Origin of the sequence: Sulfitobacter sp. M39, assembly GCF_021735935.1 — a bacterium.
In the GTDB taxonomy this organism is placed as follows: domain Bacteria; phylum Pseudomonadota; class Alphaproteobacteria; order Rhodobacterales; family Rhodobacteraceae; genus Sulfitobacter.
This window is the reverse complement of the sequence record NZ_WMDZ01000001.1, coordinates 819437-838669: the sequence shown is the minus strand read 5'-3', so window position 1 is coordinate 838669 and position 19233 is coordinate 819437. Positions and strand designations below refer to the sequence as shown.

The window sequence follows — 19233 nt, the reverse complement described above, 5'->3', positions numbered from 1 at the left end:
GAGACCAAGATGAGACGCAGCAGGGCCGATAGCGACGCCAGCCACTCCAAGCTCAGCCGCCGCGCTGTTTTGCTGGGCAGCGCGCAGCTGCTGTTCATGGGCGGTCTGGCCGCGCGGATGAATTACTTGCAGGTCGATCAGGCTGACCAGTTCCGCCTGCTGGCCGAAGAGAACCGGATCAACATCCGGTTGATTCCGCCTGCACGAGGCGAAATCTTTGACCGCAACGGCGTGCGGTTGGCACAAAACGTGCCGTCCTACCGGATTGTGATCGTGCGCGAGGATGCCGATGATGTGGATGCGGTGATGGACCGGCTGGGCAAGGTCATCGACCTTGATCCCGAAATGCGCGACCGCGCGATGGCCGAGATTAAACGCTCCGCCCCGTTCCTGCCGGTGACTGTCGCCGATGATGTGACATGGGACGAGGTAAGCCGCGTGTCGGTCAACGCCCCCGCCCTGCCCGGTGTTAGCCCCGAGGTCGGCCTGACCCGTGTCTATCCGCGCGGGTCGGACTTTGCGCATATTGTCGGCCGTGTAGGCCGCGTCAGCCAAGCCGATCTGGATGCGCTGGAAAACCCCGACGCGGTGCTGCGCATCCCCCGGTTCCAGATCGGCAAGATCAACGTAGAGGCCCGACAGGAATCCCTATTGCGCGGCTCTGCCGGCACCAAACAGGTCGAGGTCAACGCCACCGGCCGTGTGATGCGCGAACTGGCCCGCCGCGAAGGGCAATCGGGGGCGGACCTGCAGCTTACCATCGATTCCAAACTGCAGAACTTTGTGCAGGCCCGTCTGGGCAACGAAAGCGCCGCCGTCGTGATCATGGATTGCGAGAACGGCGATCTGGTCGCCAATGCGTCTTCGCCCAGCTACGACCCGAACCTGTTCATCGGGGGGATATCCTCGGCCGATTATAACCCGCTGCTGCAATCGGAATACCGCCCGCTGGTCAACAAGACCGTGCAGGGCACCTACCCGCCCGGATCGACCTACAAGATGGTCGTGGCCCTGGCCGCCCTCGAAGAGGGCATCGTCGGCCCCGAAGAAACCGTCTATTGCCCCGGCCACCTGGAGGTCGGTGGTCGCCGTTTCCACTGCTGGAAACGCGCAGGTCACGGCTGGATCGACCTTGAGAACTCGCTCAAGCAATCCTGCGACGTCTATTACTATGATCTGGCGATGAAAGTCGGGATCGAGAAAATCTCGGCCATGGCAAACCGCTTTGGACTCGGCTGGAAACACGACCTGCCGCTGTCCTCGGTCGCCGCCGGTCTTGCCCCCACGAAAGAGTGGAAGCAAGCGACCAAGGGCGATTCATGGGTGATCGGCGACACGGTTAATGCCTCTATCGGGCAAGGCTTCACCCTCAGTTCGCCGCTGCAGCTGGCGGTGATGACCGCGCGGATCGCCACCAACCGCGCCGTGGTCCCACGGCTGATCAAATCCATCGACGGTGTCGAACAACCCAGCGGCGCGGGCGAGCCATTGGGCATGAACGAGAACAACATGCGGCAGGTGCGCAAGGGCATGTATTCGGTGGTGAACGACCGACGCGGCACCGGCTACCGGTCGCGCGTCATCGCCGAGGATGTGCGCATGGCCGGCAAAAGCGGCACCAGTCAGGTGCGCAACATCACCGCGGCCGAACGCGCGCGCGGGGTCAGCCGCAACGAGGACCTGCCCTGGGAACGCCGCGACCACGCGCTGTTTGTCGCCTTCGCCCCCTATGACAAGCCACGCTATGCGGTATCGGTGCTGGTGGAACACGGCGGCGGCGGATCGACCGCAGCGGCCCCCATCGCCCGCGATGTCATACTGCAAGCGATCTATGGCGGCGAACCGCCGCTAGAGGCCTACCCCACCGCCGACCGCGGCCGCATCGCCGAGCAGCAAAAAGCCCTGCGCGCGATCCAGCCCCAAGCGGACTTCAGCGGGAAAGACCAAGCATGAGCTACCTTGAATATACGGTCAAACATGTCCCCACGGGATTTGCCAAAATCCTGCACCTGAACTGGCCGCTGACCATCCTGCTGGCCGCTGTTTCGGGGGTGGGGTTCCTGATGCTCTACTCCGTGGCCGGTGGCAGCTTTACCCCCTGGGCCGAACCGCAGATGAAACGCTTTGCACTTGGCATCGCGCTGATGATCGCCGCGGGGATGGTGCCGATCTGGCTTTGGCGAAACCTCGCAGGCGTGGCCTATTTCGGGACCGTGATCCTGCTGATCGGGGTAGAGCTTTTCGGCGCTGTCGGTATGGGCGCGCAGCGCTGGATCGAGCTCGGATCGTTTCGCCTGCAACCCTCCGAGCTGATGAAGATCACGCTGGTGATGATGCTGGCCGCCTATTACGACTGGCTCCCGCCCAAGAAAACCTCGCGCCCGCTTTGGGTGTTGCTGCCGGTGCTGCTGATCCTGATCCCCACGGCACTGGTGCTGAAACAGCCCGACCTGGGCACCGCGATCCTGCTGATGGCAGCGGGCGGCGGGCTGATGTTTCTGGCCGGTGTGCACTGGGGCTATTTCGCCGTGGTCATCACCGGAGCCGTCGGACTGGTGACGGCAGTGTTCCAGTCACGCGGCACGCCGTGGCAGCTGATCAAGGATTACCAGTTCCGGCGCATCGACACGTTTATCGATCCCAGCACCGACCCGTTGGGCGCAGGGTATCACATCACGCAATCCAAGATCGCGCTCGGCTCCGGCGGTTGGACGGGGCGCGGGTTCATGCAAGGCACCCAGTCGCGTCTGAACTTCCTGCCGGAGAAACACACCGACTTTATCTTTACCACCCTGGCCGAGGAGTTCGGCTTTGTCGGCGGGTTCTCCCTGCTGGGTCTCTATGCGCTAATCATCGTCTTCTGCGTCGCAGCGGCACTGATCAACAAGGACCGTTTCTCGTCACTGCTGACCCTTGGCATCGCGCTGAACTTCTTTTTGTTCTTCGCGGTGAACATGTCGATGGTGATGGGGCTTGCGCCCGTTGTCGGTGTGCCATTGCCGCTGGTCAGCTACGGCGGGTCGGCGATGCTGGTGTTGCTGCTGGCTTTTGGCCTTGTACAATCGGCCCATGTCCACCGCCCCAGATAGGAAGCCCATGCCCCTCAATATCCTTTTCGCCGCGCGCCCCGAACGCTGGGTGACGTATGAAACGCCTCTGCGCCAAGCACTTGATGCCGCGGGGATTACGGCCAATCTATCGACGGATATCACCCCGCAGGACGTGGACTACATCGTCTATGCCCCCAACAGCCCCTTGCAGGATTTCACCCCCTACACGCGGGCCAAGGCGGTGCTGAACCTCTGGGCGGGGGTGGAAAACATCACCAATAACGAGACGCTGAAGATCCCTTTAGCGCGGATGGTGGACCCGGGGCTGACCAAGGGGATGGTGGAATGGGTCACGGGCCATGTGATGCGCTATCATCTGGGGCTGGACACGGACATTCGCAAAACGGACACCGATTGGACCCCGCGCACCCCGCCGCTGGCACAGGAACGACAGGTCACCATTCTGGGTCTGGGGGCCTTGGGCGCGGCGGTGGCGGAAACGCTGGTCTATCTGGGCTTCAACGTCACCGGTTGGTCGCGCAGTCCCAAGGACATCGCGGGCGTCACCTGCCTGCATGGGGACGCCGGGCGCGCAGATGCCCTGCGCCGTGCCGAGATCGCGGTGCTGCTGCTGCCCAACACGCCCGATACCGAAAACACGCTGAATGCCGAGACGCTGGCGCAAATGCCCGCTGGTGCCTGTATCATCAACCCCGGCCGCGGCGCGCTGATCGATGACGACGCGCTGCTGGCAGCGCTCGACAGCGGCCAGATCGCCCATGCTACGCTGGATGTGTTCCGTGTCGAGCCCCTGCCCGCAGACCACCCCTATTGGGCGCATCCCAAGGTCACCGTCACGCCCCACATCGCCGCTGAAACCCGCGCGACAACCGCTGCACAGGCCATCGTCGAAAACATCCGCCGCGGCGAAGCAGGTGAGGAGTTCCTGCATCTGGTGGATCGCGCCAAAGGCTACTGACCCGCCCCGTATCGAGGGCGGGATTAGAGTTTATTTGGCAAAATGAAGCTGTAGCCGCGTGCCCCTTCATTTTGCCTCTTAAACTCTCGCCGAAGGCAGGCCAGCCGCGGGCGTTCAGCCCGCTGTCAGGCCGCGCCCCTTCAACAAAGCCTCTACCCCCGGCAACCGGCCAAGGAACGCCTTGTACAGTTCTGCCGCGTCCTGACTGCCGCCGGTGGATAGGATGTGCTGCTCTAGCGCGGCGGCGCGGTCGGGATCAAAGGCGCTGCCGGCCTCTTCGAAGGCGGCGAAGGCGTCTGCGTCCATCACCTCGGACCACATGTAACTGTAGTAGCCGCTGGAATAGCCGTCGCCGGAAAAGACATGGGCAAACTGCGGCGTGGCGTGGCGCATGGTGATTGCGGGTGGCATGCCCAGATCGGCCAGCACCTGCGCCTGTTTCTCCATCGGATCGGCAGGCGCCGCACCGTCGTGGAATTCGAGGTCGACCAGCGCAGAGGCGACATATTCGACCGTGGCGAACCCCATGTCGAAATTCGCGGCCCCCAGCACCTTTTCCAGCATCTCGGGCGGCATGGGGTCGCCTGTTTTGGCGTGGGTGGCAAATTGGCTGAGCACGTCGGGCACTTCGAGCCAATGTTCGAACAACTGGCTGGGCAGTTCGACAAAATCACGCGCGACCGATGTGCCGCTCACGGATTCGTAGGTCACATCCGACAGCATCTGGTGCAGCGCATGGCCAAATTCATGAAACAGCGTGCGCGCATCGTCATAGGACAGTAGCGCGGGCGCGGCTTTGGCAAAGTTGCACACGTTGATCACGATGGGCGACTGCACGTCGGGGAATTTCGCCTGAGACCGCATGGCGCTGCACCACGCGCCCGACCGTTTCGATCCGCGTGCAAAGTAGTCACCGATGAACACCGCCACATGTTCGCCGTTGCGGGTCACTTCCCACGCGCGACAATCGGGGTGATAGAGCGGCACGTCGAGGCGCTTGAATTCGAGAGCGAACAATCGCGTGGCGCAGTCGAAGGCCGCGTCTATCATCCGGTCCAGCTGGAAGTACGGTTTCAACGCGGCTTCATCCAGATCATGCTCTGCCACGCGCCGTTTCTGTGCATAGTAGCGCCAGTCCCACGGGGCCAGATCGGCGTTCACGCCATCGTCGTGCATCATACGGGTCAGCACCTCGGCGTCCGCCTGCGCTTGGCGTTTTGCCGGGGTCCAGACATCCATCAGCAGCTGGCGCACCGATTTGGGTGTTTTCGCCATCTCTGTTTCCAGCTTGTAGGCAGCGAAATTGTCATAGCCCAGAAGCTTGGCCCGTTCCTCGCGCAGGGAGAGGATCTCGGCAGCGATGGCGCGGTTATCGGTTTCGCCGCCATTGGCCCCACGGGACTGCCAGGCCAGAAACGCCTTTTCTCGCAGATCGCGGCGCGGCGAGAATTGCAGGAACGGTGTGATCAAAGACCGCGATAGGGTGATGACCGGCGCGCCTGCCTCTTTCTCCTCGCCTGCCGCGCGGGCGGCATCGGTGACAAAGTCGGGCAGCCCCTCCAGATCGGATTCCTCCAGCGGCATGAACCAGCTACGTTCATCCGCCAGCAGGTTCTGGGTGAATTGTGTCCCCAGCACCGCCAGCCGGTTCTTGATCTCTTTCATCCGCGCATCATCCGCACCGTCCAGCGCCGCGCCTGCGCGCACAAAGCCGCGGTGGGTCAGCATCAGCACCCGCGCCTGTTCGGGCGTCAGATCAAAGCTGTCGCGGTTTTCCCAGACGGAGGCCACGCGCGCAAACAGCGCCTTGTTGCTTGAGATGTCAGAGAAATGCGCAGACAGCAGCGGCGAGAATTTGCGCTGCAGGTCTTCGCGCGTGTGGTTGCTATCGGCCCCTGCGACGGTGAAGAACACGCCCAACACGCGGTCCAGCTGGCTGCCTGCTTCCTCGAGCGCCTCGATCGTGTTGGAAAACGTCGGATCATATTCGCAGTCGGCAATGGCGTCGATCTCCATCCGGTGCGTCTGCAGGGCCTCGTCCAGCGCAGGGGCGAAATCATCGTCGGAAATCTTGTCGAAAGGGGCGATCTGAAACGGGGTGTCCCAATCCTGTAGCAAAGGGTTTGTCATGGCGGTCTCCTTTACGGATCAAGCTATGCACTGCGGCGGGGCAATACAATCGCAATACCCGCGCACCAAGCCACCATGTCGGGTCGACTATTCGCCCGCGTTCCCGCAGATCGGACAGTCATCGCGTTTGGAGACGCCGATCACGCGGTTCTCGCCGTAGAGCGCATCATACATCAGCATTTGCCCACGCAGGGGCGCACCGGCCCCGGTGATGAGCTTGATCGCCTCGGACGCCATCATCGCGCCGATCACGCCGGGCAACGGGCCGATCACCCCGGCCTGCGCACAGCTGGGAGCAAGATGGGCCGCCGGGGCCTGCGGGAAAATGCACTGGTAGCACGGCGCGCCCTTGGAGGGGTCAAAGATGCTCAGCTGCCCTTCCCATTGCGACAGCGCCCCCGAGATCAGCGGCAAACCGGCCGCGACACAGGTGCGGTTCACCAGATAGCGCGTATCGAAATTATCCGTCCCGTCCAGCACCAGATCGTAGTCGGCGAAAAGCTCTGCCGCGATGTCTTCGGTCAGGCGGCGGTGATAGGGGCGCACGGTGACAAAAGGGTTCTGCGCCTCCATCTCGGCCTGCGCTGAAAAGACCTTGGGCGTGCCGATGGCGCTGTCCTTGTGGATCACCTGCCGTTGCAGATTGGCATTCTCGACCACGTCGTCATCGATCACACCAATCGTGCCGACACCGGCCGCCGTCAGATATTGCAGCACCGGCGCGCCAAGCCCACCCGCGCCAATGACCAGAACCCGCGCCTGCTTTAGCGCCTTCTGCCCCGGTCCGCCGACCTCGCGCAGCACGATGTGGCGGGCATAGCGGTTCAGCTCCGTTTCGGAGAATGTGCCGGTTTGCGCGGCGGGCGTGGGTGCGGCCACCGGTTCGGCGCGGGCGCGCAGGCGGTTCAACACCCAGCTATAGCCAAAGATCAGCAGCAGAAATCCCGTCAGCAGCAGCCATGGTGCTGCCGAGCCACCAGTCGCCACGCGCAAGGGGTGCGCTTGGGGCAGCAAGAGGTTCAACCCGATCACCAGACCAAACAGCATCCCCAACACCACGACGCGTCGTTCGCGCGGCTGGCCGAACGCGGCTCCCGCGCCCCAGATCAACGCGGCCAGTCCCAGCACCAACAGCATCAGACGCCTCCGCCTGTGACATGGGGATATGGTTGCATGAATGATTGGCGCATAAGGCCCCCGCTTTGTTTCCGGGTGTTCAGACCCTAAAGCGGCAACCTAAGCATTTTTCCGCCGACACCAACCCCAAAGCTACGCCCCGCCCGCCAGAGCGCCCCAAGCGTCGCGCCGCTGCATCAGGTCAAAAGACGCGCTGCCCTTCGACCCATGTTTCGCGCAGGATCGGCAAGCCGTCGAACCGCGCAAACCTGATCACATCGCCGCGTGCGCCGACCTCTATCGTGCCGCGGTCCGTTAGCCCGACGCTTTGTGCGGGCGCGTGGGTGACCGTCGCGAGCCCGCGCGCCAGATCCCCCCACAGATCCCCCAGTTGCAATGCCGCGATCAGCAAGCCCGCGGGTACGTAGTCGGACGACAGGATATCCAGCCGGTCCGCCTTCGCCAGATCAAGGGCGGCCACATTGCCCGAATGCGACCCGCCGCGAATGACGTTGGGCGCGCCCATGATGGTCGCGATCCCATTGGCATGACAGCTATGCGCCGCCTCGATCGTGGTGGGAAACTCGGCAAGCCGGACGCCGTAGCGGTGGCTCGTCTCGACCTGCTCTGCGGTGGTGTCGTCGTGGCTGGCAAGCGCTGCGCCATATCGGGTGGCTGCCGCAACGGTCGCGGCCTCGTGGGTTTTGCCATATCGATTTTGCACGTCATATAGATAGTCCACATGACGCTGGAAGGCGGCGGCATCAAAGCTGTGTTTGCCGCGCACATAGGCCTCGAATTTCGACAGATCGCGAAACTGACGCTGACCCGGCGTGTGGTCCATCATAGAGACGATGCCAACGCGATCCTCTGGGCCGAATTCGGCCAGCTCTTCGGCCAGCGTTTCCGAACAGATCTCGGCCCGCAGGTGGATGTGGTGGCTGATCCGCAGGGCTCCGGCGGCGCGCATCGTCAGAATGGTATCGACCATGCCGCGCGCATATCTCTGGTACTGGTGCTCGGCCGAGATCATCGACCCGACGCGGATCGCATCGAACACGGTGGTGATGCCGGTGCCCGCCAGTTCACGGTCATGGGCGAGGATGGCCGCGCGGTGCGGCCAGTCGACCTTGGGGCGCGGCGACATATGCCGTTCCAGATTATCCGTGTGCAGTTCGACCAGACCGGGCGCGATGTAGTCGCCCTGCATGTCCTGCGCGCCTTTGGGCACGGCGGTGCCGAAATCGATGTCGGTGATTACCCCATCTGCGATGCGGAGCGTTCCGGTTTCGACGCGATCACGCAGGATCAGGCGGGCATTGGCGAAAATTGTCTCTTGGGTCATGGCATCATCTTCTGATTGGACTGGCCAGCGTCGCAGGCTGTCTGGGAAAGGTGCTGGCGTATCGTGGCAATGGTCTGCGCCAAGGGGCCGCTGTTGTCGATCACCTGATGGGGAATACCGAGGGGCATGGCGAAATCCGCACGGGCCAGACGGCGTTTGATCTCGGCGGCGTCCTCGCGGTTGCGCGCCGTCAGACGGGCGGCGAGGATGTCATGATCCGCCCGCAACAAGATCACGCAAAACCGCGCAAAGAGAGCCTGCGCCTGCGGCAGGACGGCCCGTGACAGGTTCACCAGCACATCGCGCCCCTGCGCCACCTCTAGGGCGACGGACTGCGGGATGCCGTAGTGCCAACCATGCGCATGCCAGCTGAGGATAAACGCACCGTCATCCTCTGCCTTTCTGAAGGCACGCTCCGACACGCCGTCGAATGCTTCTCCGCCAAGGGTTGCGGGCCGCGAGATCACGCGCCGCGCAAGGCAAAGCGACGGGTCCGCCGCGGCCAGCCCCTCCATCACGCTGTCTTTCCCCACACCAGAAGGCCCGACGACTGCAATGAACCGCCCCGTCATGCGGCCAGCCCCGGGGTGAACCGGGTCACGTCAAACTGCCGGTCGCAAATTTCGTCGCGCGCGGCGTGGTCGTGAAAAATCCCGATGATGGCAGCGCCACGCGCCTTCGCCTCGGCGATCATCTTTAGCACGGTGGCGCGGTTCACCGGATCAAGGCTGGCGGTCGGTTCATCCAGCAAAAGCGCGGGATAGGGATAGGCAAAACCGCGCGCGATATTGACGCGCTGCTGCTCTCCGCCCGAGAAGGTCGTGGGGCTCAGCTGCCACAGACGTTCGGGTATATTCAGTCTCTGCAAAAGGGTTTTCGCCTGCGCTTCGGCACTGGCGCGGTCCGATCCGGTGGCCATCAGCGGCTCTGCCACCACGTCCAGCGTCGATACCCGTGGCACAACCCGCAGGAACTGGCTGACATAGCCCAATGTGGTGCGGCGCAGCTGGATCACCTGCCTTGGTGCCGCGGTCACGACATCCAGATCGCCCACCATAATGCGCCCCGACTGGGTCAGGTAATTGCCGTAAATCATCCGCATCAGGGTCGATTTACCTGCGCCCGAGGCGCCCACCAAAGCAATACACTCCCCCTGTGCCACCGACAGCGACGCCCCCGCCATAACAGAGATTTCGGCAGCTCCCTGATTGTGCAACACAAAAGATTTCGACACGTTTTCAACAGTAATCATCGGGTTCATACCTGTAGGACAGAGGAAACAAGAAGCTGCGTATAGGCATGCTGCGGATCGTCGAGCACCTGATCGGTCAGCCCGCTTTCGATCACACGGCCGTCTTTCATGACCATCAGCCGGTCGGCCAGCAAACGCACCACAGCCAGATCGTGGGTAACGATTATGGCGCTCAGCCCCATCTCGCGCACGAGCCCCCGCAGCAGGTCCAGCAACCGCGCCTGCACGCTGACATCCAGACCGCCGGTGGGTTCATCCATGAACACCAATCGCGGGCCCGTCACCAGATTGCGCGCGATCTGCAAGCGCTGTTGCATACCGCCAGAGAACGCCGTGGGCCGGTCATCAATCCGGTCGGCGCTGATCTCGACACGGCCTAGCCAGTCGATCGCCTTGTCGCGGATGTCGCCATAATGGCGTGCGTTCACGGCCATCAGCCGCTCGCCCACATTGCCGCCTGCGCTGACATTCATGCGCAAGCCGTCGCGGGCGTGCTGATGCACAAAGGCCCAGTCGGTGCGCGACAACATGCGGCGTTCAGGCTCGCTCATCATGACCGTGTCGCGCAAGCCCTCGGCGCGGGTGTCGAAACGGACGGCCCCGGCGTCGGGCTGCAAATGCCCTGCCAAACAGTTCAGAAGCGTCGACTTGCCCGACCCGCTTTCCCCGACGATGCCCATCACCTCGCCCGGATAAAGATCAAACGACACGTCGGTGCAGCCGATCCGTGCGCCGTACATCTTGGCGATGCCTTTTACTTGCAACAAAGGCGTCATGCCGCGTCCTCCGCCAACGGAGCGCCCTGCGCACCCAGATGCCCCGCCGCACGTCGCGCACCGCAGTAATCCGTATCCGAACACATGAACATCCGCCCGCCGGCGTCATCCATGATTAGCTCGTCCAGATAGCTGTCCGTCGCGCCGCAGAGATCACAGGCATGATCCGCCTTGGTCGGCTCGAACGGATAATCGTCGAAGTCCAGACTAACCACCTGCGTATAGGGCGGCACCGCATAGATGCGCTGTTCGCGGCCTGCGCCGAACAGCTGGATTCCCGCCATCTCGAGCTTGGGGTTATCGAACTTGGGGATCGGGGACGGATCCATGACATAGCGCCCCTCGACCTTGACCGGATAGGCATAGGCCGTGGCAATCGCGCCATGCTGGCTGATGTCTTCGTAAAGTTTCACGTGCATCAATCCGTATTCCTCAAGGCTGTGCATCTTGCGTGTCTCGACCTCTGACGGTTCAAGAAACCGCAGGGGTTCGGGGATCGGCACTTGATAGACAAGGATCTGGTCTTGGCGCAGGGGTGTTTCGGGGATGCGGTGACGGGTCTGGATAACGCTGGCCTTTGTGGTGGCCTCGGTCACGGCAACGCCCGCCGTTTTCTCGAAAAACCGCCTGATAGAGACGGCATTGGTCGTGTCATCCGCCCCCTGATCGATCACCTTGAAGCGATCCTCGGGCGTCAGTACCGCTGCCGAAACCTGCACACCGCCCGTGCCCCAGCCATAAGGCATCGGCATCTCGCGGCTGGCAAAAGGCACCTGATACCCAGGTATCGCCAAACCTTTCAGAATCGCGCGGCGGATCATGCGTTTGGTCTGCTCGTCCAGATAGGCGAAGTTATAGTCGCTCATGACGCCACCCCTTCCTTCATTTTGCCTTTTAAACTCCCCCCGGAGGGGCCCTCCCCCTCGGACTGTCCCGCCGCTTGTTCTGATGCCTGCTCTGATGCCTGTGCCTCGCGGCGCAGTTTGCGGATCAGCTCCAGTTCGGATTGGAAGTCGACGTAGTGAGGCAGTTTGATATGCTCCAGAAACCCCGTCGCCTGGATGTTGTCGGCGTGATACAGCACGAATTCCTCGTCCTGCGCGGGGGCACCTAGGTTATCCTCTCCCAGTTCTTTCCAGCGCAGCGCGCGGTCGACCAGCGCCATTGATATCGCCTTGCGTTCAGTCATCCCAAAGACCAGCCCGTAGCCGCGCGTGAATTGCGGCGGTTCGGTTTTAGAGCCTTTGAACTGGTTGACGGTTTCGCATTCGGTCAGGGTGATCTCGCCGATGTCGATGGCAAAGCCGAGCTCGGGGATATCCATCTCGACCGCGACCGCACCGATGCGCAGCTCTGCTACAAAGGCGTGGTTGCGCGCATAGCCCCGTTGGGTGGAATAGGCCATGCCAAGGATAAACCCCTCATCCCCCCGTGTTAGAGCCTGCAAACGCAAGGCACGGCTCGCCGGAAGCTCCAGCGGGCTGCGGGTCAGATCGTCCGGTGTGTCCGCCCCAGCGGGTTCCGACTGGATCAGATCCTCGCGATCAAGGAACCCCATGATATGCGGCGTTTCGCCTGCATTAGGCTCTGTTTGCGGCATCTCGCCAAACTCGCCATCGGCGGCGAGTTTGAAGTCCAGCAGACGGTGGGTGTAGTCAAATGTTGGCCCCAGCACTTGCCCACCGGGTGCATCCTTGAACGTTGCAGACACGCGGCGGTCGCAGGCCATGGTGGCCGTATCCACGGGGTTAGAGCCGCCAAAACGCGGCAGCGTGGTGCGGTAGGCGCGGATCAGAAATATCGCCTCTATCAGATCGCCGCGCGATTGTTTGATCGCCAGCGCGGCAAGGTCGGGATCATAAAGCGACCCTTCCGCCATCACCCGATTGACGGCGAGCGTCATCTGCTCGCGGATCTGGTCTACCCCCAGTTCCGCCACATCACGGTCCCCGCGCCGTTCCTCGGCCAGCCAGGTATGGGCGTTGTCGATGGCGCGTTCGCCCCCTTTGACTGCAACATACATCAGCGAACCCTCGTCGTGCGTGGCAGCGCGGCAAGCCGGTCACCGCAGGTGAAAATGAAATCCAGCCCCAGCGGGAACAGCGCGGCGTTGCGCTGGAACGCGGCAGTATCCGGCAGCGACAGGTTGGCGGTATCCTTGATCCCGGGACCGCTTAGGGTCGCACCCAGAGACGTGAGGTCAGGCATCTCGACAACCACCGTCGCTGACCGGTCGGGATATTCGGCGGTGCCGATGGCAAATTCGCAGAGCGGAAGATCATCCCACGCCCCGACGGCAAACATCGCCTGTGCGGGCGGCACAAAGGGCGCGCCGGTCTGAAAGGTGATCCAATCGCGCACATCTTGGGTGTCACAAGAGGTGCCGAGATAGATTGGCGTATCGGGATCACACAGCGTCAGGATCGCGGTGCCGGCGGCCGCGCCAAGCGGGGCGGGCGGCGTGGCCCCTGAGACGTCACAGATCGTGCCGGGGCGAGCCATCGCAGTCATCAGCCCGCGAAAGGCGCGGGCGGCGTCGATCGGGGCGTCGGTAAAGCCGCCCTCCAAAGCGTGTGTCTGCATCAGTCTTCCCCTCGTACCATCGTAAAGAAATCCACCTTGGTCGCCGCCGCCTTGGCCGCGCGGGTGGCCTTGGCCGTGTCGCGCCCCTTGCGCAGGGGGGCGAGGATCGCGGCCTCTACCTGCGCCGCCGCGTCGGTTTGCATCAGCGCGTCAATCAGCGCCGTCTGCAGCGCGTGGTCCTTGCTGCGGCCCTGCACATAGCCGTGGCCCACCGTACCGCAGCCCAGTTTGACAGACGCACGGGTGACGGACATTTCGCCAAGGTTGAACGCGGCCCCCACGGCCCCTGCCCGCCCGCGCACCATCACGCCGCCGATTTCCGGTGCGCGTAGAATGCTGTGGTCTGGGTTGGTGCCATAGGCGGCCCAAAGGCGCGCGACCTCGGTAGCAGGGGATTTAGCGAGCAGCCCCAACCACGCCTTACGAGGCGCGTTGGGGTCGATTTCTGAGTTCATCATATTCATCTAGACACCTTTTCGAGTTGTCTATACAACTAGACAAATACTACCTGTGACGCCGACCAGCGCCAAGCCCTCCTTTTGCGAAATATTTGTGACATGCCCCAACGCACCCCGATCTGGACCGCCATCGCCCATAGTCTGCGCAGCGACATCGCAGCGGGTGTCTATGGCCCCGACGACAAGCTGCCGACCGAAAGCGCGCTGGCCGCGCGGTTCGGGGTGAACCGGCACACGGTGCGGCACGCGATCAAGGCGCTGACGGACGAAGGGCTGGTGTTGCCGCGGCGCGGTGCGGGGGTGTTCGTGACCTCGACCCCCACCGATTACCCGATTGGCCGCCGCGTGCGGTTTCACCAGAACCTGTCGGCGCAGGGGCGGATGCCAAGCAAGGAGTTCCTGACGTTGGAAACCCGCACCGCGCGCCCCGAAGAAAGCGACGCACTTGCGCTGGCGCAGAACGCACAGGTGCAGGTCTGCGAGGGGCTGTCCTTTGCCGACGGTCAGGTGATCGCGCTGTTTCGCAGCGTCTTCTCTGCCGCGCGCTTCCCCGACATGCTGGCGCATCTTGAACAGGCGCAATCCGTAACGGCGGCGCTGCGGCTCGGGGGCGTGACGGATTATACCCGTGCCTCGACCCGCATCAACGCCAAGCTCGCCAGCGCCACCCAAGCGCTGCATCTGCGCGTGGCCGAGGGCGCACCGATCTTGCGCACGATCAACCTGAATGTGGATGATCAAGGGCAACCGCTGGAATACGGGCGCACGTGGTTCGCAGGGGACAAAGTGACCCTAACACTGGCAGATACCTGAGATCGCGTGGCGTTATTCGTAGCGCTCCAGAAATGCCTCGACTGACAGCGTGCGGAAATCATCCAGCGCGCGGTGCAAGGTGTCATGGGGCCAGTCCCACCACGCCAGCGCCATCATCCGGTCAGCGATGCCCGCGCTGAACCGCGCCCGCAGCGGCACCGCGGGTCAGCGATGCCCGCGCTGAACCGCGCCCGCAGCGGCACCGCGGGAATACCCGCGACGATCATATAGGGGGCGACATCCTTGGTCACGATGGCCCCACCCGCGACAACCGCGCCGTGGCCGATCGTTACCTCTGGCCGGACCTGTGCGCCATTGCCAAGCCATGTGTCATGGCCAAGGGTAACGCGCCGGCTGCGACGGTGTGCGAACCAAGCGTCATCGTCAGCCGCATCGTCAAAGTAGTCGCCCGCGCGGTAGTGAAAGTGATGCAGGCTGGCTTTTTCCATCGGGTGGTCTGTGGCCCCGATCCGCACATAGGCCGCGATGTTCGAGAATTTGCCCACGGTGGTGTTGGCAATGTCGGCGTAGCGGTCACAATAGCTGTAGTCGCCAAGCTGGCTGTGGGCGATCCGCGACCCGCGCCCGACCTCTGTATAGGCTCCGAATGTGGCATCTTTGATCTCGCAGTCGGGGTGGATGAAGGGGCTGTCGGCAGTCAGGCGCGGCATCAGTGACCGCCCTCGTCACCGTTGATCAGCTTGCGGCGCAGCCAGCCCGAGAAACTGTCCATCGCCATGACCATAAGCACGATCAGCACGATATAATAGGTCACCTCTTCCCAGTCCTTTTGGGTAGCAATCGCCTGGGTCAGCAGCAGACCAATACCGCCGCCGGTGATCGCCCCGATGATCGTCGCGGAGCGGGTGTTGGATTCAAGGAAATAGAGGATCTGGCTCAGCAGCACGGGCACGATTTGCGGGATCACCCCAAAGCGGTAGCGTTGCAGCGGCTTGGCCCCGGTAGAGGCGATGCCTTCGATCTGTTTGCCGTCCACATTCTCCAGCGCTTCCGAGAACATCTTGCCGAAAGACCCCGTATCGGTCAGCAGGATCGCCAACGCACCGGTCAGCGGCCCCGGCCCAAAGGCCCGCGACAGGACGATGGTCCAGATCAGCCCGTCGACACCGCGCAGGAAATCGAACATCCGCCGCGCAGCAAAGCGCAAGGATCGCAGCGGGGTAAAGTTCTTGGCCGCAAGGAACCCCAACGGCAGGGCGATGATCGCCGCGCCGAATGTGCCCAGAAAGGCCATCAGCAAGGTCTCGTAGAGCGCCCAGGCCACATCACTGTGCCGCCACATGCGGTTGGTCCAGAAGTCATGAAAAATCGCGCCCGCTTCACCGCTGAACGCGCGGCCCATCAGCGCGACCGGGCCCATCCCGTGATAGGGGCTGTCGAGCGTGAAAAAGAACAGCTCCCACCCGTAGTCGTATTTGAACACCTCGGTCCGGTTGCGGGTGATCGTCAGCCGCCCTGCCTCTGTGTTGATCATCACACGGTTCTTGGACGCGCTGATATAGTCGGGCACATCGCCGGGCGGGAATGTCGCCTGAACGCCGCGCTGCCCCGGCTCGGCCACGATCGTGCCATAGGCTGGGATGTCATAGCTTACCTGCGGGCCGAAGGTCACGATATGCCCGCCCCCCAGATCCGCGACAGGGCGATCCCCCAGTGTGACCCAATCGGGGGCCGTGCCGGCTTCATATGCGCCCTTACGCTCCCCTTCGATCGCGATGGAAAACGCGCCGTCGCGGTTATCCTGCGTGACATGGGTCTTGTAGCTATAGGCATCGGCCACCAGCGTGCGCGCATTACGCACATTGATCCGATCCCCCAGCCCCGCGATATCGAAGGCAAAGAAGATATAGACGAAATAGGCCAGTACCATCACAGGGAACGCCAATGCAGTCATGCGCTTGCGCGAGAAATGGACCATCGTCTGGGTGTGAAGGGCGGTCGCGGTCATAGGGTCACCTTTGCGCTCGGCAGGCCGTGGGTCAGACGGTTACGGAAAACAGAAGAAAGCTGGTCGACGATCACAATCGTCAGGAACAGCAGCAGGAAGATGGCAGCGGCGTCGTCGAACTTGCCCTGCCCCCAGCTCATGGTGTTGCGCAGGTCATAGCCGATACCCCCTGCCCCGACGAAGCCAAGGATCGCAGAGGCGCGGATGTTGATCTCGAACCGCAAGAGCGCATAGCTGATGTAGTTCGGGGCCACCTGCGGGATCACGCCCAGCCACATGCGCTGGCTCCACCCCGCCCCGACAGAGGCAAGCCCCTCTACCGGTTTGAGCGATGCGTTTTCATTCACTTCCGAGAACAATTTGCCTAAGGCACCGATGGTATGCAGCGCGATGGCGATCATCGCAGGCACCGGCCCGCCCCCCAGCAGAAAGATCAGCACCAGCGCGATGACAATCTCGGGGATGGCGCGCAGCAGATCCAAGACGCGGCGCAAAGGGCCCACGAGCCACGGCACCGGAGCCAACCCGCGCGTGACCATCAGCGACAAGAACAGCCCGACCATCGCCCCCAGCAGGGTCGAGGCGGCGGCGATGTTCACCGTCTCGATCAGCGACGGCAGGTATTTCGCCATATAACCGGGCAGCAGGTGCCCGCGTTCTATCGCTTCGCCGATCACATCGGCGGGGAAATCCAGAATATTCGGCAAGCCGTCCCAGAACCCGCCCGCATTGCGGTTGCCTGCGGTGTTAAATCCACCCACCAGCAGCGCCACGAAAAGGATCAGCAGCACCAGATTCATCCAGCGTTTTGATCGGGCCAGTGCCAGATAGTTTTCCTGAATCCCTGCCAGATCAGGGTCGGTTTGCGATGTCGCGGTCATGGGAAGCCCTTACGTAAAAATGCTGGCCCCGATGCGGATCGGAGCCAGCGACAGTGCTTAAATCACTTGGATCAATTCGATTTTGCCTTGCGGGCTTCGATGATCGACACATAGGCGTCATGGGTAATCGGATCGAACCCAAGGCTTTCGCCCGCCGCCACACCATAGGCGCACTCGGGGTCGTTCTCGTGCAGGCTGTCGACCAGCGCGGTCATCTTGTCTTTGACGTCCTGAGGCAGGCTGGTGCGCAGCACGACGGGGCCTTCAGGGATCGGCTTGGAGCGCCAGATTTCCACCAGATCGTTCATATCGACCAGGCCTGCGTCCACGGCCTTGCGCAGCGCGCCGGAGTTGTAGCCGTCTTCCCAGTTGCCCTGACCATCAGCCCAGGTCACGCCTGCATCGATGTCGCCATTGTTGACCGCAACGATGGTCTGCTCGTGACCGCCGGTGAACTTGACCTCGCCAAAATACGCGCCGGACTCCATGGTGATCTCTTCGCCCATCTGGGGGATCTCGATCGACGGGATCAGATAGCCCGAGGTGGAGTTCGGGTCACCGAAACCAAAGACCTTGCCCTTGACGTCTTCTAGCTTGGTGATGCCGCTGTCGGCGCGGGCAAACCCGATGGAGTGGTAGCCGTAGGACCCGTCCACGTTGATTTTCACCAGCACAGGCTCAACCGCTTCGGCGTCTTGCAGATATACCGCGGCATAGGCGGAAGCACCCAACCATGCCATGTCCAGCGTGCCACCCATCAGACCCTGAATAACGCCGTTATAATCGGCAGGCGCGAACAGCTTGGTCGGGACGCCCAAGGCATCCTCGGTCATGGCGCGCATACATTCGTTCGAATTCATCCGGTCCTGCGCGTTCTCGCCGCCCAGAATGCCGATGCGGAATTCGGAAATGGCTTCGGTTTGGGCCACAGCACCCGTTGCAAGGGTGGTCGTCGCCAGAGCAGCAGCAAGTAGTTTGTTCATCGGTCGTCTCTCTTTTTGCAGATAGGCCCCCGAGGATCGGAGGCTGGGGATGAAAAGTTGGTTGGGGTTATTGCGCCGCCACCGTTTCGGGACGGGCGGACAGCGTTTCGATCTGGGTCGATGTCGTCGCTTCGGAAAAGCTGGCATCCGCCCCGTAAATGTCGCGTGCCACACCGGTGGTCAGCTGCGCGGGTGTGCCGTCAAACACGACCCGCCCCTGCCGCATGCCGATCACGCGGTCGCAATAGCGACGCGCGGTGTCCAGCGTGTGCAGGTTCGCGATCACCATGCGCCCATCCTGTTCGTGGATATCCCGCAACGCCTGCATCACCAGCTGCGCGTTCATCGGATCAAGCGAGGCAATGGGTTCATCGGCCAGAATAATCGTGGGGTCCTGCATCAGCGCACGCGCGATGGCGACACGTTGCTGCTGCCCGCCCGACAGGGCCTCGGCGCGTTTGGGAGCGTGCTCGGCAATGCCTAGACGGTCCAGAATATCGATGGCGCGGATGATGTCGTCCTCGGGGTAGAGGTTGAACATCGTCGCCAATGTCGACCGGCGGTTCAACGTGCCATGCAGCACGTTCGATACCACATCCAGACGCGGCACCAGATTGAACTGCTGAAAGATCATCGCGCAATGGGATTGCCAGTCGCGTTTCTCGGCCCCGCGCAGCTTGGTAATGTCGCGCCCGTTGACCAGAATCTCACCCGAACTGGCAGGGGTCAGGCAATTCATCATTCTCAGCAGCGTCGACTTACCGGCACCGGAACTGCCAATGATGCCAATCATCATCGGGCGGTCGACGGAAAAGCTCGCTGCGTGAACGGCTGTATTCGCGCCAAATGTTTTGGTGACGGCTTGAAGCTGAAGCATTCGGTTCCCCTTTTTTCGGGG

Annotated in this window: 18 protein-coding genes and 1 pseudogene; 4 read left to right on the top strand and 15 right to left on the bottom strand. The window is 62.5% G+C overall.

What is annotated here, in order from left to right; genetic code table 11:
* Positions 1-9: 9 nt before the first annotated feature.
* Genes mrdA through GLP43_RS04050 form a run of 3 tightly spaced genes read left to right on the top strand, consistent with a single transcriptional unit; the run spans position 10 to position 4029 of the window.
* Positions 10-1953, top strand: coding sequence for a penicillin-binding protein 2 (gene mrdA, locus GLP43_RS04060; protein ID WP_237278295.1), 1944 nt, complete (start codon positions 10-12; stop codon positions 1951-1953).
* Entirely contained in the window at positions 1950-3089 is a 1140-nt protein-coding gene (gene rodA, locus GLP43_RS04055) for a rod shape-determining protein RodA (RefSeq protein WP_037943167.1), read from the top strand. The genes mrdA and rodA overlap by 4 nt, the downstream gene beginning before the upstream one ends.
* Before the next feature lie 7 nt (positions 3090-3096).
* The gene (locus GLP43_RS04050) at positions 3097-4029 is read left to right on the top strand and encodes a 2-hydroxyacid dehydrogenase (protein ID WP_237278294.1); all 933 of its coding nucleotides are present in this window, start codon (positions 3097-3099) and stop codon (positions 4027-4029) included.
* 114 nt (positions 4030-4143) lie between these two features.
* Here the strand turns inward: GLP43_RS04050 and GLP43_RS04045 are convergent, their stop codons facing one another.
* The 10 genes from GLP43_RS04045 to phnG all read right to left on the bottom strand — a co-directional run bounded on the left by GLP43_RS04045 (position 4144) and on the right by phnG (position 13686).
* Positions 4144-6159: a M3 family metallopeptidase gene (locus tag GLP43_RS04045; protein WP_237278293.1), complete on the bottom strand. Its 2016-nt coding sequence runs from the start codon at positions 6157-6159 to the stop codon at positions 4144-4146.
* An 87-nt stretch (positions 6160-6246) separates the two neighbouring features.
* Positions 6247-7296: a HesA/MoeB/ThiF family protein gene (locus GLP43_RS04040; RefSeq protein ID WP_237278292.1), complete on the bottom strand. Its 1050-nt coding sequence runs from the start codon at positions 7294-7296 to the stop codon at positions 6247-6249.
* A 181-nt stretch (positions 7297-7477) separates the two neighbouring features.
* Complete coding sequence (locus tag GLP43_RS04035; protein ID WP_237278291.1) at positions 7478-8620, bottom strand: alpha-D-ribose 1-methylphosphonate 5-triphosphate diphosphatase; 1143 nt, start codon at positions 8618-8620, stop codon at positions 7478-7480.
* Positions 8617-9192: a phosphonate metabolism protein/1,5-bisphosphokinase (PRPP-forming) PhnN gene (phnN, locus tag GLP43_RS04030; RefSeq protein ID WP_237278290.1), complete on the bottom strand. Its 576-nt coding sequence runs from the start codon at positions 9190-9192 to the stop codon at positions 8617-8619. The genes GLP43_RS04035 and phnN overlap by 4 nt, the downstream gene beginning before the upstream one ends.
* On the bottom strand, positions 9189-9872 hold the full coding sequence (gene phnL / locus GLP43_RS04025; protein ID WP_037954574.1) for a phosphonate C-P lyase system protein PhnL: 684 nt from the start codon (positions 9870-9872) through the stop codon (positions 9189-9191). The genes phnN and phnL overlap by 4 nt, the downstream gene beginning before the upstream one ends.
* 5 nt (positions 9873-9877) lie before the next feature.
* On the bottom strand, positions 9878-10648 hold the full coding sequence (gene phnK / locus GLP43_RS04020; protein ID WP_237278289.1) for a phosphonate C-P lyase system protein PhnK: 771 nt from the start codon (positions 10646-10648) through the stop codon (positions 9878-9880).
* Positions 10645-11514: an alpha-D-ribose 1-methylphosphonate 5-phosphate C-P-lyase PhnJ gene (locus tag GLP43_RS04015; RefSeq protein ID WP_237278288.1), complete on the bottom strand. Its 870-nt coding sequence runs from the start codon at positions 11512-11514 to the stop codon at positions 10645-10647. The genes phnK and GLP43_RS04015 overlap by 4 nt, the downstream gene beginning before the upstream one ends.
* The gene (locus tag GLP43_RS04010) at positions 11511-12671 is read right to left on the bottom strand and encodes a carbon-phosphorus lyase complex subunit PhnI (protein ID WP_237278287.1); all 1161 of its coding nucleotides are present in this window, start codon (positions 12669-12671) and stop codon (positions 11511-11513) included. Before GLP43_RS04010 ends, GLP43_RS04015 begins: the two co-directional genes overlap by 4 nt.
* Positions 12671-13231, bottom strand: a complete 561-nt coding sequence (gene phnH, locus GLP43_RS04005) for a phosphonate C-P lyase system protein PhnH (protein WP_237278286.1) — start codon at positions 13229-13231, stop codon at positions 12671-12673. Before phnH ends, GLP43_RS04010 begins: the two co-directional genes overlap by 1 nt.
* Positions 13231-13686 carry a phosphonate C-P lyase system protein PhnG gene (gene phnG, locus GLP43_RS04000; protein ID WP_443069472.1) on the bottom strand — a complete coding sequence of 152 codons (456 nt, stop codon included), beginning with the start codon at positions 13684-13686 and terminating at the stop codon, positions 13231-13233. The genes phnH and phnG overlap by 1 nt, the downstream gene beginning before the upstream one ends.
* A 102-nt stretch (positions 13687-13788) precedes the next feature.
* On the opposite strand from phnG, the gene phnF reads away from it, so the two are divergent.
* On the top strand, positions 13789-14502 hold the full coding sequence (gene phnF / locus GLP43_RS03995) for a phosphonate metabolism transcriptional regulator PhnF (RefSeq protein ID WP_237278284.1): 714 nt from the start codon (positions 13789-13791) through the stop codon (positions 14500-14502).
* 12 nt (positions 14503-14514) lie between these two features.
* Here phnF and GLP43_RS03990 read toward each other — a convergent pair.
* The 5 genes and pseudogenes from GLP43_RS03990 to phnC form a co-directional block, all read right to left on the bottom strand.
* Positions 14515-15173: pseudogene (locus GLP43_RS03990) on the bottom strand (chloramphenicol acetyltransferase).
* Positions 15173-16471 (bottom strand): phosphonate ABC transporter, permease protein PhnE, encoded by a 1299-nt coding sequence (gene phnE / locus GLP43_RS03985; RefSeq protein WP_237278283.1) that lies wholly within the window; start codon positions 16469-16471, stop codon positions 15173-15175. The pseudogene GLP43_RS03990 and the gene phnE (GLP43_RS03985) overlap by 1 nt, the downstream one beginning before the upstream one ends.
* A complete protein-coding gene (gene phnE, locus GLP43_RS03980) occupies positions 16468-17352 on the bottom strand; it encodes a phosphonate ABC transporter, permease protein PhnE (protein WP_237278282.1) in 885 nt (294 codons plus the stop codon). The genes phnE (GLP43_RS03985) and phnE (GLP43_RS03980) overlap by 4 nt, the downstream gene beginning before the upstream one ends.
* A 71-nt stretch (positions 17353-17423) precedes the next feature.
* On the bottom strand, positions 17424-18335 hold the full coding sequence (gene phnD / locus GLP43_RS03975) for a phosphonate ABC transporter substrate-binding protein (protein WP_237278281.1): 912 nt from the start codon (positions 18333-18335) through the stop codon (positions 17424-17426).
* A 67-nt stretch (positions 18336-18402) separates the two neighbouring features.
* A complete protein-coding gene (phnC, locus tag GLP43_RS03970; RefSeq protein ID WP_237278280.1) occupies positions 18403-19212 on the bottom strand; it encodes a phosphonate ABC transporter ATP-binding protein in 810 nt (269 codons plus the stop codon).
* Positions 19213-19233: the final 21 nt, after the last annotated feature.

Excerpts from the sequence above, each read along its gene's own strand:
- phnL (WP_037954574.1), bottom strand. The coding sequence starts at position 9,872 with ATGATTACTGTTGAAAACGTGTCGAAATCTTTTGTGTTGCACAATCAG.
- GLP43_RS04050 (WP_237278294.1), top strand. The coding sequence starts at position 3,097 with ATGCCCCTCAATATCCTTTTCGCCGCGCGCCCCGAACGCTGGGTGACG.
- GLP43_RS04040 (WP_237278292.1), bottom strand. The coding sequence starts at position 7,296 with ATGCTGTTGGTGCTGGGACTGGCCGCGTTGATCTGGGGCGCGGGAGCC.
- GLP43_RS04010 (WP_237278287.1), bottom strand. The coding sequence starts at position 12,671 with ATGTATGTTGCAGTCAAAGGGGGCGAACGCGCCATCGACAACGCCCAT.
- phnN (WP_237278290.1), bottom strand. The coding sequence starts at position 9,192 with ATGACGGGGCGGTTCATTGCAGTCGTCGGGCCTTCTGGTGTGGGGAAA.
- GLP43_RS04035 (WP_237278291.1), bottom strand. The coding sequence starts at position 8,620 with ATGACCCAAGAGACAATTTTCGCCAATGCCCGCCTGATCCTGCGTGAT.
- rodA (WP_037943167.1), top strand. The coding sequence starts at position 1,950 with ATGAGCTACCTTGAATATACGGTCAAACATGTCCCCACGGGATTTGCC.
- phnD (WP_237278281.1), bottom strand. The coding sequence starts at position 18,335 with ATGAACAAACTACTTGCTGCTGCTCTGGCGACGACCACCCTTGCAACG.
- phnG (WP_443069472.1), bottom strand. The coding sequence starts at position 13,686 with ATGAACTCAGAAATCGACCCCAACGCGCCTCGTAAGGCGTGGTTGGGG.
- phnE (WP_237278282.1), bottom strand. The coding sequence starts at position 17,352 with ATGACCGCGACATCGCAAACCGACCCTGATCTGGCAGGGATTCAGGAA.
- phnE (WP_237278283.1), bottom strand. The coding sequence starts at position 16,471 with ATGACCGCGACCGCCCTTCACACCCAGACGATGGTCCATTTCTCGCGC.
- mrdA (WP_237278295.1), top strand. The coding sequence starts at position 10 with ATGAGACGCAGCAGGGCCGATAGCGACGCCAGCCACTCCAAGCTCAGC.
- phnK (WP_237278289.1), bottom strand. The coding sequence starts at position 10,648 with ATGACGCCTTTGTTGCAAGTAAAAGGCATCGCCAAGATGTACGGCGCA.
- phnF (WP_237278284.1), top strand. The coding sequence starts at position 13,789 with ATGCCCCAACGCACCCCGATCTGGACCGCCATCGCCCATAGTCTGCGC.
- phnC (WP_237278280.1), bottom strand. The coding sequence starts at position 19,212 with ATGCTTCAGCTTCAAGCCGTCACCAAAACATTTGGCGCGAATACAGCC.
- GLP43_RS04045 (WP_237278293.1), bottom strand. The coding sequence starts at position 6,159 with ATGACAAACCCTTTGCTACAGGATTGGGACACCCCGTTTCAGATCGCC.
- phnH (WP_237278286.1), bottom strand. The coding sequence starts at position 13,231 with ATGCAGACACACGCTTTGGAGGGCGGCTTTACCGACGCCCCGATCGAC.
- GLP43_RS04015 (WP_237278288.1), bottom strand. The coding sequence starts at position 11,514 with ATGAGCGACTATAACTTCGCCTATCTGGACGAGCAGACCAAACGCATG.